Below are 17678 nucleotides of genomic sequence, written 5' to 3'. Positions count from 1 at the left end.
TCGTGCACGACGCGGAACTCTCGCAACCCACCGAACCGGAGGAAGCGCGCCAGCTGGCGCACACGTTGAACATCGGCGAGGACGTCGTCCAGGAGGTCCTCGCGGGACTGTCGGCCCGGCATCGGGATCGCAGGGTTCGGGCCGAGGTGGACGGCTGGCAGTACCGCGTCGACTGGCAGGAGGTCGCGCTCCCGCCCGGTGACGGCCCTTCCGGGCAGTGGCTGGTGCTCCACTCGGCGCGGCACTCGGCTCACCTGGAGACGGTGACCGCTGCTCTGCCCGAGCACCTGCTCCTGCCGCTCGCCGACGAGCCCGACCGTGCGGAGCTGGCCCGCGCCGTCGCCGCCCTTCCGGACCGGCGGATCGCCGGAGCCGTCGTCCTGTGCGACACGCTCGTGCAGGCACTCATCGCCACACAGGCAATGGGGGACGCGAAGGTGGCAGGGCCCACCTGGCTGGTGACCCGAGGAGCGGTCTCCGTGGGCGACCTCGACGACGGTCCACCGCAGGCCGAGCAGGCCGCCGTCTGGGGACTGGGGCGTGTCGCGGCACTGGAGCACCCTGACCGCTGGGGCGGACTCGTCGACCTGCCGGAGGCGCCTGACGCGGACACCGCCGTGCTCCTCGCATCGGTCCTCTCATCCTCCTCGGAGGATCAACTCGCGCTGCGCATGGGCCGGATCCATGCCCGCAGGCTTCGGCCGGCGTCCGCTCGGCGGCCCACCGGAGCGGGGTGGAAACCGGAAGGAAGGATGCTGGTCACCGGCGGAACCGGTGCTCTCGGCGCGCACGTCGCGCGCTGGCTCGTCCGGCGGGGAGCCACCGACCTGCTTCTCACCGGTCGTCAGGGTCCCGAAGCCGACGGAGCCGACCGGCTCGTCGCCGAGCTCCGCGACTCGGGCGCGCAGCGGGTGAGCGTCGAAGCGTGCGACGTGTCCGACCGGGCAGCGGTCGCCGACCTGCTCTCCCGGCACCGGGTCAGCGCCGTCTTCCACGTCGCCGGCGTCCCGGACCACATGCCCTTCGACGACATCGACTCCGCTCATGTGCGTCGGGTGGTGGGGGCGAAGGCGTGGGGTGCGGTGTATTTGGATGAGTTGACGCGTGGTTGGGATCTGTCGGCGTTCGTGGTGTTCTCGTCGATTGCGGGTGTGTGGGGGAGTGGTGGGCAGGGGGCGTATGCGGCGGCGAATGCGTGGGCTGATGCGGTGGTGGAGTCGCGTCGTGGTCGTGGTCTGGTGGGTGTGTCGGTGGGGTGGGGTCCGTGGGCGGGTGGGGGGATGGTGTCGGGTGAGGGTGCGGTNGCGTTCGTGGTGTTCTCGTCGATTGCGGGTGTGTGGGGGAGTGGTGGGCAGGGGGCGTATGCGGCGGCGAATGCGTGGGCTGATGCGGTGGTGGAGTCGCGTCGTGGTCGTGGTCTGGTGGGTGTGTCGGTGGGGTGGGGTCCGTGGGCGGGTGGGGGGATGGTGTCGGGTGAGGGTGCGGTGGAGTTGGGTCGTCGTGGGTTGCGGGTGATGGATCCTGGGCGTGCTCTGGTGGGGTTGGGGTCGGTGGTGGTGGCTGATGTGGAGTGGGACCGTTTCGTTCCGGCGTTCACCAGCCGCCGTCCCAGCCCCCTGCTCACCACCCTCCCGCTCCTCACCGGCCCCGACGTCGTCGAAGAGCACACGACCGAAGACGCACGAGCCGTGCTGACAGCCCGATTGGCGCACCGCCCTGTGAAGGAACGTCTGCGTGCGTTGCGGGAACTGGTCCGCAAGCGGGCCGCGGTGGTGCTCGGTCGATCCGAAGGCTCCGCCCTGGACCTCGACCGGCCCTTCAAAGACGTGGGATTCGACTCCCTCACCGCCGTCGAACTCCGCAATCAGCTCCACACCGAGACCGGGCTGCGGCTGCCGTCGACGCTGGTCTTCGACCATCCGAGCCCCCGCCACCTCGCCGATCACCTGCATGACGAGTTGTTCGGCCGACCGGACCACAGGGATGCGGAGTCGGGAGCGCCGCTGCGGTCAGGACGAGGTGACGAGTCGTCGTTCCGTGCCGCACTCGCCACGATCCCCTTCTCGCGTTGGGAGGAGAGCGGCCTGCTGGCAGCCGTGCTGTCGTTGGCGGACAGCGGTCCGAACGGACGGGCCACCGACGAGGCCGTCCCGTCCGGGCCCACGGCGCACGGCACAGCCCGCCTCACGGGCACATTCGAGCAGTCGCAGAACGACGACGAGTCCGTGCCCGGCGCGATCGACGACATGGACGTCGACGCACTCGTTCAACTGGCCCTGGGCGACTCCACCTCCTGAAGCACCACCCCACCGCCACGTCTTCCCGTCCGCCCGCGAACGGGCCACGAACCAGTGGAGTTTGAGCATGCCCACCTCCGAAGAGCGCGTCGTCGCCGCGCTGCGCGCCTCCCTGACCGAGAACGAGCGACTGCGTCAGCGCAACGACGAACTCAGCCGGGCAGCCGGCGAACCCATCGCCATCGTCGGCATGGCGTGCCGCTATCCCGGTGACGTCACCACCCCGGAACAGCTGTGGGAGCTGGTCGCGGCGGGCGTCGACGCCGTGACTCCGTTTCCCGCGGACCGTGGCTGGGAGCTGACCGCCGGCGCCTCCTCGGCGGCCCAGGGGCAGGGCGGATTCGTCGCCACGGCCACGGAATTCGATGCGGGCTTCTTCGGGGTGTCCCCCCGCGAGGCCCTTGCGATGGACCCCCAGCAGCGTCTCGTTCTGGAGGCGTCCTGGGAGGCGCTGGAGCGCGCAGGCCTCAAGCCCGCCTCCGTGCGCGGCAGTCGTACCGGCGTCTTCGTCGGATGCAGCAACCAGAACTACGGGGCCGTATCGGGAGACGACCTGCCGGAGGGCGTCGAGGGCCACTTGCTCACCGGCAACGCCGCGAGCGTCGTTTCGGGTCGGGTGTCGTATGTGCTGGGTCTGGAGGGTCCGGCGGTGACGGTCGACACGGCGTGCTCCTCGTCGTTGGTCGCTCTGCACTTGGCGGCGCAGTCACTGCGGTCGGGGGAGTGCGACCTGGCCCTGGCAGGCGGCGTCACCGTGATGTCCACCCCCGATGTCTTCGTGGAGTTCGGTCGGCAGGGTGGTTTGGCGGGGGATGGTCGGTGCAGGGCGTTCGGTGAGGGTGCGGATGGTACGGGGTGGGGTGAGGGTGTGGGTGTGTTGTTGGTGGAGCGGTTGTCGGATGCGGTGCGGTTGGGGCATCGGGTGTTGGCGGTGGTGCGGGGTTCGGCGGTGAATCAGGATGGTGCGTCGAACGGGTTGACGGCTCCGAACGGTCCGTCGCAGCAGCGGGTGATTCGGGCTGCGTTGGGGTCGGCGGGTCTGTCGGCGGTGGATGTGGATGTGGTGGAGGCGCACGGTACGGGGACGCGGTTGGGTGATCCGATCGAGGCGCAGGCGTTGTTGGCGACGTACGGGCAGGGTCGCGACGGGGGGCGGCCGTTGTGGTTGGGGTCGGTGAAGTCGAATGTGGGTCATACGCAGGCGGCTGCGGGTGTGGCTGGTGTGATCAAGATGGTGCAGGCGTTGCGGCATGGGGTGTTGCCGGCGACGTTGCATGTGGATGAGCCGTCGTCGCATGTGGACTGGTCGGCGGGAGAGGTGCGGCTGCTGACGGAGGCGCAGCCGTGGCCCCGCACCGGTCGCCCCAGGGCGGCCGGCGTCTCCGCCTTCGGGGTCAGCGGCACCAACGCCCATGTCATCCTCGAACAGGCCCCGACGGTGGACCCCGAGGTCGACTCCGCCCTTGCCACCTCGCAACCCGCACCGGCTGTCTGGCCGCTATCAGGCCGGACCGAGGAGGCCCTGCGTTCCCAAGCGCGCTCTCTCGCGACGTTCGCCGACAGGCGATCCGACATCGCACCCGGCCGTGCCGGCCTGAGCCTGGCGACGACGCGGACGCACTTCGAGCATCGGGCCGTGGTCGTCACCGAGGACGGCACCGGGCTCGTCGAGGCTCTCAACGCCCTGGCACGCGGCACTGTTTCGGCGGACGCCATCGTCGGCCAGGACCACGGTGACGCACGACAGGCGTTCTTGTTCTCGGGTCAGGGTGCGCAGCGGGTGGGGATGGGTCGTGGGTTGTATGAGGCGTTCCCGGTGTTCGCGGAGGCTTTCGATGCGGTGTGTGCGCAGGTGGGGGGTGGGTTGCGGGATGTGATCTTCGGTGAGGACGCGGCTCTGCTGGAGCGTACGGAGTGGGCGCAGCCTGCGTTGTTCGCGGTCGAGGTGGCGTTGTTCCGTCTGGTGGAGTCGTTCGGGGTGCGTCCGGATTTCCTGATGGGTCATTCGGTCGGTGAGATCGCGGCTGCGCATGTGGCGGGTGTGTTCTCGCTGGAGGATGCGTGTGCGTTGGTGGTGGCGCGGGGTCGGTTGATGCAGGNCTGCGGTGAACGGTCCGCGTGCGGTGGTGATCGCGGGCGTCGAGGCGGCCGTCACGGAGATCGCCGGTCAGCTCAAGGCGCGGGGACGTCGGACGTCTCGTCTGCGGGTCTCGCACGCCTTCCACTCACCCTTGATGGAGCCGATGCTGGAGGCTTTCCGTGAGGTCGCGGAGGGCATCTCCTATGGCTCTGCGTCGGTTGCGTTGGTGTCGAATGTGTCGGGGCGGCTCGCTGGGGAGGGCGAGTTGGGGTCGGCGGAGTATTGGGTGCGGCATGTGCGTGAGGCGGTGCGGTTCGCCGACGGGATCGGTGTGCTGGCCGGCGAGGGTGTGACGCGGTTCCTGGAGATCGGCCCGGACGGCACCCTCACCGCACTCGCGCAGACCAGCCTCCCCGAAGACACCGGCGACGCACTGTTCGTGTCGATGCTGCGCAAGGACGGTTCCGAGCACGTGGCGGCCCTGCGGGCGATGGCGAAGTTCCACGTCGACGGCGCGGACATCGACTGGCCGGCCGTGTTGGGTGGCGGCACGGGAGGCGAACCCGTCGACCTGCCGACGTACCCGTTCCAGCGGCAGCGCTATTGGCTCACCCCGAGCCAACCGCCGCCCGGCGGCCCGTCGGGTCCGACGCGAGCTTCCGTTGTGGTCGACGCGGAGTTCTGGGCTTCCGTGGCGAGCGAGGACGTGCCGACCCTCGCGGCAGGCCTCGACCTCGCGCCCGACGCGCTCGCTCCGGTCGTCCCCGCCCTCGCGAAGTGGTACCACCGACGGCAGGAGCAGGCCGCGATCGACGCCCTGCGGTACGAGGTGTCCTGGCGGCCGCTGACCCGCGACGACGAGACCCGGCCGGGGGCGCTAGCGTCCGGCACCGGGAACTGGACGGTCCTGGTCCCGTCCGACGCCGACGGCGACTCTCGGGAGATGATGAACAGCCTCGTCTCCGGACTCCGGAGGGAGGGGCTCACCCCGCACGTCGTCGAAGTGGACGCGGCCGACCCCAGAGCCTGCGCCGAGGCCCTCAGCCTTCCCGCAGACCGGACCGGCACGTCCGACGCCCCCCGAAGCCCCGACGGCGTCCTCTCGCTCCTCGCCTTCGCCACGTCCGTAGGACCGGCCGTGGGGGCGCTGAACGCGCTGCGCGCGCTGGCCGACTCGCGCAGTCCGGGCGTACGGCTCTGGGCCCTCACCCAGGGCGCCGTCGCAGTCGGCGGGACCGAACGCGTTACTCGTGTCCCGCACAACGCCGTATGGGGGCTGGGACGCGTCGCGGCGCTCGAGCACCCGGATGTCTGGGGCGGATCGATCGACCTGCCCGAGCGCGTCGACGACCGGGCGTGCAGCCGTCTCACGCGCGCGCTGACGCGTTTGAAGGGCGGCGAGGACCAGATCGCCGTCCGCTCGCACGGTGTCTTCGGCCGTCGGCTCGAGCAGTCCGCGCCGTTGCCACAGCCCGCCGTCCCCTGGAAGCCGAACGGAACGGTGCTGATCACGGGGGGCACCGGAGCCCTGGGGGCACACGTGGCCCGCTGGGCCGTGGCGCGCGGGGCCCGCGATCTCGTCCTGGTGAGCCGTAGCGGCGAAACCGCGCCCGGCGCCGCCGAGTTGCGCGCCGAGCTGGAGCAGGCGGGTGCGCGGGTGACCCTGCGCGGCCTGGACGTCTCCGTGCGCGCGGACCTCGCCGCTCTTCTCGCCGAGCACTCCTTCGATGCCGTCTTCCACACGGCCGGGGTGCTGGACGACGCCACGCTGCTGTCGACCGACGCCGAACGCGTCGATCGGATCATGCGTCCCAAGACGTCGGCCGCGCACCTGCTCGACCAGCTGACCCGCGACCGGGTTCTCTCCGCGTTCGTCCTCTTCTCCTCACTGGCAGGAACACTGGGAAGCCCGGGCCAGGGCGCCTACGCAGCAGCCAACGCGGTCCTTGACGCTCTCGCCGAGCGTCGGCGTGCCGACGGCCTGCCGGCCACATCCATCGCCTGGGGGCCGTGGGCGGGAGACGGGATGGCCGTCGCGTCCGGCGACCGGCGTCGCGGTCAAGGCGCCGTGACCGCACTCGCACCTCAGCTCGCGCTGTCCGCCCTCGGGGCGGTACTGGACGCGGGCATCGCCACGCAGCTCGTCGTGGACGCAGACTGGAAGCGCTTCGTCCCCGCGTTCACCACCACCCGCCCCAGCGCCTTCCTCTCCCGCCTCGCAGTTCCCGTCGCCACTTCCGGACCGGGCGGCGCCGCGAGATCCGGCGAGGCCGACGGCAGCCTGCGGTCGCGGGCGGCCGGGCTGTCGCGTGAGACTGGGCTGCGCCTCGTACTCGAGGAGGTGCGGAAGCTGGCGGCCGCCATGCTCGGATACGAGGGCGCCGAACAGGTCGGTGCGGAGCGGGCCTTCCGCGATCTGGGCGTGGACTCGTTGATCGCGGTGGAGCTGCGCAACGTCCTGGCCTCCGTGTCGGGGGTGGCTCTCCCGGCGACGGCGGTCTTCGACCATCCGACCCCGCAGGCGCTGGCCGCGTTCGTCCACGCCGAGCTGTTCGGGGACGGGGACGGGACGGTAGCGGCCGCCACGCCGTACGGGAGCGCTTCGATCGCGGTGGACGAGCCGATGGCGATCGTGGGCATGGCCTGTCGTTTCCCCGGTGGCGTCGAGACCCCGGAGCAGTTCTGGGAGCTGCTCGCGGACGGCCGCGAGGGCATCGGGGACTTCCCCACCGACCGCGGTTGGGCTGCGCTGGAACCCGTGTACGACCGGTACGCCAACGGCGACGGCAAGGCCGGCGAGTACCCGCGTCGCGGTGGTTTTCTGTCGGGTGTGGGTGGTTTCGATGCGGAGTTCTTCGGGGTGTCGCCGCGTGAGGCGTTGGCGATGGATCCGCAGCAGCGGTTGTTGTTGGAGGCGTCGTGGGAGGCGGTGGAGCGGGCGGGGTTGGATCCTCGGTCGTTGCGGGGGAGTCGTACGGGTGTGTTCGTGGGGACGAACGGTCAGGACTATCCGGCGTTGTTGAGTGTGTCGGAGGGTGACTTCGGCGGGTACGTGGGGACGGGTAACGCGGCGAGTGTGGCGTCGGGTNGTTGGCGATGGATCCGCAGCAGCGGTTGTTGTTGGAGGCGTCGTGGGAGGCGGTGGAGCGGGCGGGGTTGGATCCTCGGTCGTTGCGGGGGAGTCGTACGGGTGTGTTCGTGGGGACGAACGGTCAGGACTATCCGGCGTTGTTGAGTGTGTCGGAGGGTGACTTCGGCGGGTACGTGGGGACGGGTAACGCGGCGAGTGTGGCGTCGGGTCGGGTGTCGTATGTGCTGGGTCTGGAGGGTCCGGCGGTGACGGTCGACACGGCGTGTTCGTCGTCGTTGGTGGCTCTGCACTTGGCGGGGCAGGCGTTGCGGTCGGGGGAGTGTGATCTGGCGCTGGCGGGTGGTGTGACGGTGATGTCGACGCCGGGCGCGTTTGTGGAGTTCGGTCGTCAGGGTGGTTTGGCGGGGGATGGTCGGTGCAGGGCGTTCGGTGAGGGTGCGGATGGTACGGGGTGGGGTGAGGGTGTGGGTGTGTTGTTGGTGGAGCGGTTGTCGGATGCGGTGCGGTTGGGGCATCGGGTGTTGGCGGTGGTGCGGGGTTCGGCGGTGAATCAGGATGGTGCGTCGAACGGGTTGACGGCTCCGAACGGTCCGTCGCAGCAGCGGGTGATCCGGGCTGCGTTGGGGTCGGCGGGTCTGTCTGCGGTGGATGTGGATGTGGTGGAGGCGCACGGGACCGGGACGCGGTTGGGTGATCCGATCGAGGCGCAGGCGTTGTTGGCGACGTACGGTCAGGGTCGCGACGGGGGGCGGCCGTTGTGGTTGGGGTCGGTGAAGTCGAATGTGGGTCATACGCAGGCGGCTGCGGGTGTGGCTGGTGTGATCAAGATGGTGCAGGCGTTGCGTCACGGTGTGCTGCCGGCGACGTTGCATGTGGGTGAGCCGTCCTCGCATGTGGACTGGTCGGCGGGAGAGGTGCGGCTGCTGACGGAGGCGCAGCCGTGGCCCGAGGTCGGTGGGCGGGTGCGGCGTGCGGGGGTGTCCTCGTTCGGTCTGTCCGGTACCAACGCGCACGTGATTCTCGAACAGGCCCCGGCCGAGCCGGTAACGCCGAAAGACCGGGCGGCGGACGACGGAGCGGTACTGCCCTGGCTCGTCAGTGGTCACAGCGAAGAGGCTCTGCACGCCCAGGCCGCCCGGTTGCTCACCATGCTCGAAGAGCGGGACGACTCGTCGTCCGCCGACCTGACCCGCGCGCTGGCCACGAGCCGTACCTCCTTCGAGCACCGAGCCGTCGTGCTCGCAGCCACCCGTCAGGAGCTGTCCGAAGAACTGCGTGGCCTCCAGCTGGGCGCGCCCGGACTGCGCACCGTCGTAGGCGAAGGACTCCGGGGTGGTCGGACGGCGTTCTTGTTCTCGGGTCAGGGTGCGCAGCGGGTGGGGATGGGGCGTGGGTTGTATGAGGCGTTCCCGGTGTTCGCGGAGGCGTTCGATGCGGTGTGCGTTGAGGTGGGGGGTGGGTTGCGGGATGTGATCTTCGGTGAGGACGCGGCTCTGCTGGAGCGTACGGAGTGGGCGCAGCCTGCGTTGTTCGCGGTCGAGGTGGCGTTGTTCCGTCTGGTGGAGTCGTTCGGGGTGCGTCCGGATTTCCTGATGGGTCATTCGGTCGGTGAGATCGCGGCTGCGCATGTGGCGGGTGTGTTCTCGCTGGAGGATGCGTGTGCGTTGGTGGTGGCGCGGGGTCGGTTGATGCAGGCGTGATCTTCGGTGAGGACGCGGCTCTGCTGGAGCGTACGGAGTGGGCGCAGCCTGCGTTGTTCGCGGTCGAGGTGGCGTTGTTCCGTCTGGTGGAGTCGTTCGGGGTGCGTCCGGATTTCCTGATGGGTCATTCGGTCGGTGAGATCGCGGCTGCGCATGTGGCGGGTGTGTTCTCGCTGGAGGATGCGTGTGCGTTGGTGGTGGCGCGGGGTCGGTTGATGCAGGCGTTGCCGTCGGGTGGGGTGATGGTCGCGGTGGAGGCGGCCGAGGACGAGGTGCTGCCGCTGCTGGAGGGTCGTGGGGCGGAGGTGTCGGTCGCTGCGGTGAACGGTCCGCGTGCGGTGGTGATCGCGGGCGTCGAGGCGGCCGTCACCGAGGTCGTTGAGGAGTTGAAGGCGCGAGGCCGGCGGACGTCTCGTCTGCGGGTGTCGCACGCGTTCCATTCACCGTTGATGGAGCCGATGCTGGAGGCTTTCCGTGAGGTCGCGGAGGGCGTCTCCTATGGCTCTGCGTCGGTTCCGTTGGTGTCGAATGTGTCGGGGCGGCTCGCTGTGGAGGGCGAGTTGGGGTCGGCGGAGTATTGGGTGCGGCATGTGCGTGAGGCGGTGCGGTTCGCCGACGGGATCGGTGTGCTGGCCGGCGAGGGTGTGACGCGGTTCCTGGAGATCGGCCCCGACGGCACCCTCACGGCACTCGCGCAGACCAGCCTCCCCGAAGACACCGGAGACGCACTGTTCGTGTCGATGCTGGGCAAGGACGGTTCCGAGCACGTGGCGGCCCTGCGGGCGATGGCGAAGTTCCACGTCGACGGCGCGGACATCGACTGGCCGGCCGTGTTGGGTGGCGGCACGGGCGACGGACCCGTCGACCTGCCCACCTATGCCTTCCGGCACACCAATTTCTGGCCCACGGTCACCGCAGGCACGGTGGCGTCGGCGAATCCCTCGGTCTCCGACGGCGACGCGTCCTTCTGGTCGATGGTGGAGGAGGGTAATCACGGGCTGGCGGCGACCCTCGGGGTGTCCGAGGACGCGCTGGAGGCCGTGCTGCCCGCTCTGACGGAACTGCGTCGAGAGCAGGTGACGCGCGCCGAGGTGGACGGCTGGCGGTACAGCGTCGGATGGGAACCGGTGCCGCTGCCGGCCTCGACGCCCTTGGACGGGCGCTGGCTGCTGCTACAGGGACCTGACGCCCTTCCCTTCGAGGGGCTCGATCGGTTCATCCCCGGTCTGGAGCGGCTCACCTGCGAGGCGCGGGACAGGAAATCGCTCACGGATCTTCTGCAGTCGGCCGTCGACGGGACCACGCCGGCCGGGGTGCTCTCCTGCCTCTCCCTTCCGGGTCTCGGCGACGACGGTGTCGTCTCCGGTCCGGACGCTGGCGTGGTGCGCACCATGACCCTCGTTCAGGCTCTCGGTGACGCAGGCGTCGCAGCGCCCTTGTGGGTCGTCACCCGGGCGGGGTTCGGTCCCGGCAGCGCCCCCGACGATCCGGCGCAGGCCGCGATATGGGGGTTCGGCCGAGTGGCCGCTCTGGAACACCCCGACCGTTGGGGCGGACTCGTCGATCTGACGACGACGCCCGACGACGGGGACCTCGCCGGTCTCGCCTCGGTGCTGGCGCATCGCAGCGAAGACCAAGCAGTGGTGAGCGGGGGGCAGGTCTTCGGCCGTCGGCTGCGTCCGGCACCGCTGTGCGGAACGGACCCGGTCTCTTCGCAGAGCCACGACCGTCCGGCTCCGCGGCGCCTGCTCGTCACCGGGGGGACGGGTGTGCTCGGGGTGCGCGTCGCCGAGTGGTTCGTCGCACGCGGGACGGAGGAACTCGTACTGACCAGCCGGAGCGGTCCGGACGCTCCCGGCCTGGCGGACACCGACCTTCGGCTGCGGGCGGCCGGAGCGAAACGCGTCGACGTCGTCGCGTGCGACGTCGCCGACCGCTCCCAGGTCGCTGCCCTTCTCGAAGCCCACCGGATCGACGGCATCGCCCATGTGGCCGGTGTCCTGGACATGGAGGAGATCGACGCGATGACGCCCGCTCATGTGCGTCCGGTGGTGGGGGCGAAGGCGTGGGGTGCGGTGTATTTGGATGAGTTGACGCGTGGTTGGGATCTGTCGGCGTTCGTGGTGTTCTCGTCGATTGCGGGTGTGTGGGGGAGTGGTGGGCAGGGGGCGTATGCGGCGGCGAATGCGTGGGCTGATGCGGTGGTGGAGTCGCGTCGTGGTCGTGGTCTGGTGGGTGTGTCGGTGGGGTGGGGTCCGTGGGCGGGTGGGGGGATGGTGTCGGGTGAGGGTGCGGTNGCGTTCGTGGTGTTCTCGTCGATTGCGGGTGTGTGGGGGAGTGGTGGGCAGGGGGCGTATGCGGCGGCGAATGCGTGGGCTGATGCGGTGGTGGAGTCGCGTCGTGGTCGTGGTCTGGTGGGTGTGTCGGTGGGGTGGGGTCCGTGGGCGGGTGGGGGGATGGTGTCGGGTGAGGGTGCGGTGGAGTTGGGTCGTCGTGGGTTGCGGGTGATGGATCCTGGGCGTGCTCTGGTGGGGTTGGGGTCGGTGCTGGAGGGGGGTGGGGGTTCGGTGGTGGTGGCTGATGTGGAGTGGGACCGTTTCGTTCCGGCGTTCACCAGCCGCCGTCCCAGCCCCCTGCTCACCACCCTCCCCCAGGCAGCCGAGATCCTGACGGCGCTCGGGGCGCCGTCCGAACCCTTCCCTGCCGGCGCCACGCTGACGGCCTTGGCCGAGCGCGTCGCCGCCCTGCCGCCCCAGGGACGCGCCGATGTCCTCCTCGATCACGTACGGCGGGCTGCGGGCAAGGCCCTTGGTCACGACGACACGACGGTGATGTCCGCGGATCGGGCTTTCCGTGACATGGGGTTCGACTCGCTGACCGCCGTGGAACTGCGGAACGCCCTGATCAAGGACACCGGCCTGGCGCTGCCCACGACCCTGGTGTTCGACCATCCCACCCCGGCTGCACTCGCACGGCACCTCGACGCCGAACTGTCCGGGGAGAACGGGACGATGGCGACCATGCTCGCGGACCTGGAAGCCGATATCGCCCGCATCATGAAGGCGGATCCCGATCAGGACGCCCGCTCGTTGCTCGGCGCACGGCTCCGGACCCTGTTGGGCGAGATCGAACTCGTCGGAGACGGCGGCCCTGACGTGCACGGCCCGTCGCTCGGCGACAGGCTGGACGGGGCCAGCGACGAGGAACTGTTCGACCTCATCAGCCGCGAGCTGGAGCAGTAGCCGCCGGTATCGGTCGCCGGAGGGCGGTCCGCCTCGTCCTCCGGCGACAGCCCGGCTCCGTCGACGTGTTGACGCCGGACATGGGTAGGCGGCCGTACCGGTCGGACGGTACGGCCGCTGAGGAGAAGGCCGTGCCCACCAGGCCCCCGCACGAGGCGGGGCGGCCGGTGCAGCAGGCGGAGGAGACGAGCGGTCGGGGACGGAACCTCGTCGAGGGCGGCGCTACTTGATGAATTCCGGCAGGACCCGTGGGGGCCACTGGCCGACGGTCAGCATGCCCATGGAGTGGGCGCGCGCCACGAGAGCAGCCCTGTTCGGCGCCTTGAGCTTCCGCAGCATGAGGCCGACGTGATACTCGACGCCCTGCCGGCTGAGGTAGAGCCGAGCGGCGAGTTGCACGGTCGAGGAGCCGCTGGCGACACCCTCGAGGACCTGTGCGTCGAGCTTGCTGAGGAGCCGTTCGCGGGGGTTGAGCACTCCTTCCTCAGCGCCTGAGGAAGGCGCCTCCTTGTCCGGTCTCACCTGTACGACGATGCCGGCCATGAGCCCCGTGGTGTTCTGAACGGCGATGCCTGTCAGCTCGCCGGAGAACGCCCGCCCCTCGTCGCCCAGACCGACCACGCGCTCGGCGAAGCGGTTGCAGCGCCCTTGGGAGAGCCGGTTGAAGTGCCGGTCGAGCACGGAGGGGGAACTGGGGTGCAGCAGTTCATACAGACTTCGTCCGCAGATGGCGGCGGAGGTACTGCCGAACTGGCGGGAGAAATCCGGCTCCGCTGCCACGATGTGCATGCCGGTGTCGATGTGCGCCGTGTAGAGGCGGCGGCTGGTCTCCGTGCGTGGGCGGTGATCGGGTTGGGCCCTGTGCGTGGTCGAAGAAGTGTGCGGGGCTGCCGCCCAGTCTCTGTCGGCCCAGGGGCCTGCTGTTCGCGTGGTCACTGCGACGCACCGTCTTTCTGCACTGATGTGGGGGACCTACTGCCCGGAGGCAGAGTTTGATCGGACGCGGTGCTGCTTGTGCAGGTAGGAGATCAAGCGGTGACCCTTCCTGCATGCCTCTGATCAACTGTGGTCGAGCCTAGGAATATGACAGGGAGCGGGTCAAGCAAACCTTTGCGTGGCCCTAAAACACTGTGGTTCGGTGGTTCGGTCGCTCGGACGCCCCAAGTCGGCTTCTGCCGACTGTTGAAAGGCAACTCACTTTGTACCGGCGGGGGTTGACTGCTCGCGGCAGCCGAACGTGACGCCGGGCCCGTGATGTGCCGAGCGCTGCGTCGGTTGCTCGTGGGGCGGGTCGATGCGGTGTGCAAAGTTTGCTGTGGGGCGCTCGTTCGGTGCCCGAGTCAGGGCGCCTGCTCGGCGTCCCCCGTCTTGAGTGCATTGGCCAGCTCCGGTCGCCCGGATATACCGAGTTTCCGATAGGCGTTCGTCAGGTGTTTCTCCACCATGCGTGACGACGTGCCCAACTGATTTGCGATCTCTGAATTGCTGAGGCCTGTCGACGCGAGACGCGCAACTCTGACTTCGGAGGGGGTCAGCCGGCTGCCGTGGTTTATGGATTTCCTGGTCCCCTCCGCCAGCTTGGTGCGGATCTTCTTCGCCAGCCAGGGGACGTCGTGCTCGTGGGACAGATCGTGCGCCCGTGCGAGGGCGGTCGATCTTCGGTTCCGCCGCGTGTCAGGATGAGTCGCCAGAGCGTACAAGCCCCGTAACAGCTCGTACTCGTTGTTGCCCTTCTCCAGGACGGTGACGGCCTCCTCGAGCAGCTCGGAGCCCTTTCGCCCGGATGTGACCCGGCCGAGGACGACCAGGGAACGCCCCAGCGGGGTGGCCGACCCCCAGGCACGGGCCCTGCTCACCTCCGACTCTGCGGCGTTCACGGCTTCTTCGTGTTCGCCCAGGCGGTGGTGCATGAGGGCGGCGCACGACAACCACGGCAGTACGGCCGGGTTCTTCCAGCCGATCTGCTCGGTGTGCCGGCCCGCGGTCCGGTAGTGGCCCAGTGCGGTGCGGGGTTCGTCACGGCGTGCCGCGAGTGTGCCTCGTGCCATGTGCAGGAGTGCTGTCAGATGCTGGTTCTCGGCGTGCAGCCGATGCTGGGTGAGCAACTGCTCCGCCAGCTCCGGCTCGTCGGTGTGCATCGCGACGATGGAGAGGACGGCGGCGCAGGCGGTCGGCAGCCCGCCGGTCTCGGGTCCCGCGAGGGCGTCGGCCTGGATGATCTTGTCCCGGGCGTAGGCCCGGTGGCCGTCGGCGAGGGCGACCAGTGCCTGTTCGCAGCGGATGACGGCCTGTTCCACATCACCGCCGCGACGGTGGGCGAGGCGGTTCGCCTCACGCAGCCAGTTGGCCGCACCTGCCGTCTGCTCCGCACCGGCGAGGATGTTCACGGCCAACGGCGCGGTGGTGTGTACGTGCTCCGGCGTGGGCGGCTCCTGCTCCAGCACCTGGGTGCACGACCTGGCCAGCTGCTCCGCGGGAACGGCGTTGGCGACGAACGCGATGTGCATCAGCGACGTGAGCAGTTCCCTTTCGCCCTTGGTGGCCACCCGGGGGGAGGGGCCGAGGTCGCGCAGGCGTCGCAGCGCCCGTCGGATGTGTGTGGGATCCTGCGCCGACAGGATGTGCTCGCGTGCCTCCAGGCGCAGTGCCAGCTCGCGCTCCACCCAGTCCTCGGTGACCGACTGACGCAGTTCGTCGGTGATGGCGGCTCTGATGACATTGATGCGCAGGGACGGCGGATCCATCTGGAGGGGACCCAGCCGCAGCATCGCGTCGGCCCGCTCCTGTACGCATTCGAGGAGCGGCGCGGCCTCCACGACGTGCCGCAGCGCCGCGGCCGTGGCGAAGCTGCGCTCGGCGGTGGCGAGGTCGACGAGAAGTCTCGCCCTGTGCTGTCCGGAGAGCGAGGAGTCGAGGAGTGCGCGTCGCAGATAGCGTGCCGAGTCCCGGGGCGAACCACGGCGCAGCGCGCTGTCCGCGGCGGTGCGCAGGATCTGCACTGCTTGCGGGCCGCGCAGGGATATCACCGCCATCAGCTGCTCCGCGGCGAGCTCGGCCGGATGCCCGGTACGGTGCAGCAGTTCCGCCGTCACTCCGCGCATGGCGGTGCGCTCCTCCGCGGGCATGTTCTCTTCCACCAGGTCCCGCAGGATCGTCCCGGAGGTGAGCCGGCACGCGCGCTGGTCCACGAGACCGGCGAGGCGCAGCATGTCGACGGCCTGCGCCCCTCCCCCTTCGTCGAGTTCGGCGAGGCGGGCCACGAAGTGCTCGTCCGCGGCCGCGCCGAGCAGGGTGAGCGCGTAGGCGGACCGCCGCACGTGGTCCGGCTGCGACCGCAGGTAGACGTCGAGCCGTCGGCGCAGGCGCTCGGGCCGCAGGGTCGCGGCGACGGCGGCGTCCTTCGCTGTCGGACGCAGTCTCAGATACTGGGCCTCGTCCAGTACCGCCTGCAACAGCAGGGGGTTACCGCCGGAGCGCACCGCCACGGTTTCCACGAACACCGCGTCCGGCGCGTCGCCGAGGGTCTTCTCCACGAGCAGGCGCACGCTGTTGAGGCCGAGTGCCGACAGTTCCAGGATCTGGTCCGCTGTGTCGTGCCGGGACCGGGGCAGGTCCCCGACGCCATTCGGCTCCGCCGCCCACTCCCCGGGCGCGAGCAGGTCGCGTACGTGCGGCCGTCTGAAGCGTACGTCGCCGGGAAGAACGGAGAACACGAAGAGGACCCGTCGTCGCGCGCGTTGGGCCACCGAAAGGGAGAGGGCCTGTAAGGAGCCGGTGTCCGCCCAGTGCAGGTCGTCCACCATGAGCACCGCGGGCCGGGCTTCCGAAATGGAGTCCAGCAGCGCCGCCAGCCAGCACGGCGCCTGCTGAGGGCTGAGCTCGGACCACCGAGGGGCCGCCGAGAGCGCGCCGGCCGCGGGGGACTCGCCGGATGCGCTCGCGTTGGGGAAGGCGTGCGCCCCTCGGAGCCGGCGGGCCAGATCGTCGGGAACGTCGATCCCGCGCAATGAGTCCACCAACTGCCCCACCACGCCGAGCCGGAACCGCTCCTCGGCGGCGGACGCCTGCGCTCTGAGCAGCACGAAGCCGTGGTCTCGACTGAGGGCGGCAAAGGACTCCAGGAACGTCGACCGGCCCACCCCCAGCGGGCCCCGTACGACGAGCAGCGAGCCCTGTCCGCCCTCCGTGGCGCGCAGGGCCGCGGTGGCCCGTGCAAGGGCGGACTCACGTTCTAACAACACCGTGCTGGTTACTCCCTCGTGCGCGCGGATGCTGCCTTGGGCGGCGGAATCCGGGCGGTCGCTGTGCCGTCCGGGACCGGCGGAGCGGGTGGCGACCGCCGGGCGGACGTGTCTCGGTCGGCGCGCGGACGCGCTGTGCCGGGCCGTGGAGTGCTATCGGTGGCCCGGACCGGGAGAACCCGTCGGCTCAGGACGGCGATGCGCGGCAAAGGCAGCGGGGCGAGCCGGAGGGGCAGTGTGCGGAGAATCCATGGAGTCACCCATACAGAAGATGTGCCGAAAGTTCACTCATGGCCCTTGCGACTTTGAGCATCAGCAGATCACAGCGAGGGGGATGCCAGCAAGGGGGCGCGGAAAGCAAACGGGAGCGTCGTCCGGTGGAAGGATCCATAAATCCCGGCCGGGCAAGGACGGGTGGCATCGCGAGTCGGTCGTTTACGGCCGTCACGGCACGGCGTGCCAGGTGAGGGGTGCGCCGGGGCGGCGCGGGATTGCATCCGCGAACATAGGAGGGCCGGCTGTGCGGGCGCGCATGCAATTGCAGGAAATGCCTGCGTCGCCCGACTCCCTCGCCCTGCGGGAGGGGAGCGTCGGAAGCGGGCTTTCAGCACCCCATTGCGAGATGGTCCCCTGAATGAACGTCAAATTGCCGTTGCGTCATACGGAACAGAAAATCCGATGACGTCCGGCAGGGGTTCAGTTCCCGCCCGGAGGGGTTCGGTGAGCGGGCCGTTAACCTCGACCTTGCATGAGCCCGTCAGCTTGCTGGCAGACCCTTTGTGGCGAGTGTTGGCGCGGAATTCCGGAGCCTTGGCAGGTTGAGTGCCCGGCTGTCGCCTCGGGTGGCGGGCTCTGGTGCGGGCCGAACCGGTGGGCAGGCGCTGGACGAGACCGCCCGGCCCGTGCCGCAGTCTGTCGGTCAGGGTCCGCAGGACCGCCCGATATCCCGGCGGCCCGGCGCTGTCGGAGCTGCTGAACAGGCGCAGAGCCAGGACGAAGTAGAGCGCGCGCGGCCGCCAGGAGCCTG

Annotated in this window: 4 protein-coding genes and 6 pseudogenes; 8 read left to right on the top strand and 2 right to left on the bottom strand. The window is 69.9% G+C overall.

Annotated elements, in window-relative coordinates:
* Window positions 1–422: 422 nt before the first annotated feature.
* From BG482_RS46345 to BG482_RS43575, 8 genes and pseudogenes are all read left to right on the top strand, one after another.
* A pseudogene (locus tag BG482_RS46345) lies at window positions 423–1303 on the top strand (beta-ketoacyl reductase); the annotation flags it as partial.
* A gap of 1 nt (window position 1304) precedes the next feature.
* The coding region (locus BG482_RS44615; protein WP_218108811.1) for a beta-ketoacyl reductase at window positions 1305–2297 on the top strand (993 nt) is incomplete at its 5' end.
* Between the two features lie 67 nt (window positions 2298–2364).
* Window positions 2365–4396: pseudogene (locus BG482_RS45670) on the top strand (type I polyketide synthase); the annotation flags it as partial.
* A gap of 1 nt (window position 4397) precedes the next feature.
* Window positions 4398–5227 (top strand): annotated as a pseudogene (locus tag BG482_RS46340) (acyltransferase domain-containing protein); the annotation flags it as partial.
* A gap of 93 nt (window positions 5228–5320) precedes the next feature.
* Window positions 5321–7465 (top strand): annotated as a pseudogene (locus BG482_RS45665) (type I polyketide synthase); the annotation flags it as partial.
* 53 nt (window positions 7466–7518) lie between these two features.
* A pseudogene (locus BG482_RS46335) lies at window positions 7519–10091 on the top strand (type I polyketide synthase); the annotation flags it as partial.
* Window positions 10092–11464 (top strand): annotated as a pseudogene (locus BG482_RS46330) (beta-ketoacyl reductase); the annotation flags it as partial. It abuts the pseudogene before it with no gap.
* 1 nt (window position 11465) lies between these two features.
* Window positions 11466–12410: beta-ketoacyl reductase (locus tag BG482_RS43575; RefSeq protein WP_218108810.1), on the top strand; the 945-nt coding region annotated here is incomplete at its 5' end.
* Between the two features lie 222 nt (window positions 12411–12632).
* On the opposite strand, the gene BG482_RS38035 is transcribed toward BG482_RS43575, so the two are convergent.
* On the bottom strand, window positions 12633–13199 hold the full coding sequence (locus tag BG482_RS38035; protein WP_069773780.1) for a LuxR C-terminal-related transcriptional regulator: 567 nt from the start codon (window positions 13197–13199) through the stop codon (window positions 12633–12635).
* 551 nt (window positions 13200–13750) lie between these two features.
* A complete protein-coding gene (locus BG482_RS38030; protein WP_069773779.1) occupies window positions 13751–16651 on the bottom strand; it encodes a LuxR family transcriptional regulator in 2901 nt (966 codons plus the stop codon).
* Window positions 16652–17678 lie beyond the last annotated feature (1027 nt).

Source organism: Streptomyces sp. LUP30, from assembly GCF_001746365.1.
In the GTDB taxonomy this organism is placed as follows: Bacteria; Actinomycetota; Actinomycetes; order Streptomycetales; family Streptomycetaceae; genus Streptomyces.
The sequence above is the reverse complement of the archived record's forward strand: the minus strand, read 5'-3'. Positions and strand labels throughout refer to the sequence as shown.

Excerpts from the sequence above, each read along its gene's own strand:
- BG482_RS38035 (WP_069773780.1), bottom strand. The coding sequence starts at position 13,199 with ATGCACATCGTGGCAGCGGAGCCGGATTTCTCCCGCCAGTTCGGCAGT.